We start from the raw sequence: 1069 nt of genomic DNA, 5'->3' as shown, positions 1-1069 counted from the left end.
CTAGTGTCCTGAGTCCTTGATCTGTCGTTATTCAGCGCATGGGGCGTCCTGGGCCGAAGCTGGTCGTACTGGTGTTGTCGGATCACGAGCGGCAGGTGCTTGGCACCTGGGTACGGGGCCAATCGACTCCGCAGGCCCTGGCGTTGCGGGCTCGGATCGTGCTGGCCTGTGCCGGGGTGGAGCCCGATGGGCTGCCCCGGTCGGTCGGCTCGGTGGCCGCTGCCACCGGGGTTACCGCGGAGACGGTCTCCAAGTGGCGGGCCCGCTTCCTCGGGGACCGGCTCGACGGGCTGGGCGACACGCCGCGTCCGGGCCGGGAACGGACCGTCTCCGACGAGCAAGTGGCCGAGCTGGTCCGGATGACGCTGGAGACGAAACCGAAGAACGCCACGCACTGGTCCACCCGCTCGATGGCCAAGCGGGTGGGCCTGTCGCAGTCGACGGTCTCGCGGATCTGGCGGGCCTTCGGCCTGCAGCCGCACCGTTCCGAGTCGTTCAAGCTGTCCACCGACCCGTTCTTCGTCGACAAGGTCCACGACGTCGTCGGGCTCTACCTCGACCCGCCCGAGCGGGCCCTGGTGCTCTGCGTCGACGAGAAGTCCCAGATCCAGGCACTGGACCGTTCCCAGCCGGTGCTGCCGATGATGCCCGGTGTTCCCGAGCGCGCCAGCCACGACTATCTGCGGTCGGGCACCACGACCCTGTTCGCCGCGTTGAACGCGGCCACCGGCAAGGTCATCGGCTCGCTCCACCGGCGTCACCGCACCGCCGAGTTCAAGAAGTTCCTCGCCAAGCTCGACCGGGAGGTCCCGGCCGGCCTGGACGTGCACCTGATCTGCGACAACTACGCCACCCACAAGACCGAGACGATCAAGAAGTGGCTGCTGGCCCACCCCCGTTTCCAGCTGCACTTCACCCCGACCGGCTCGTCCTGGCTGAACCTGGTCGAGCGGTGGTTCGCCGAGCTGACCGACAAGAAGCTCCGCCGTGGTGTCCACCGCTCCGTCCAGGCCCTCGAACGTGATCCGCACCTGGGTCGTGGACTGGAACAACGATCCCCGGCCCTACA

General features: G+C 68.1%; 1 pseudogene. It reads left to right on the top strand.

Features of this window, described 5'->3' with window-relative positions:
- Positions 1-38 precede the first annotated feature (38 nt).
- Positions 39-1069 (top strand): annotated as a pseudogene (locus tag IEZ12_RS23915) (IS630 family transposase); the annotation flags it as partial.

Origin of the sequence: Kitasatospora griseola (genome assembly GCF_014648555.1) — a bacterium.
Lineage (GTDB): Bacteria > Actinomycetota > Actinomycetes > Streptomycetales > Streptomycetaceae > Kitasatospora > Kitasatospora griseola.
This window is presented reverse-complemented; position numbering and strand designations above follow the sequence as displayed.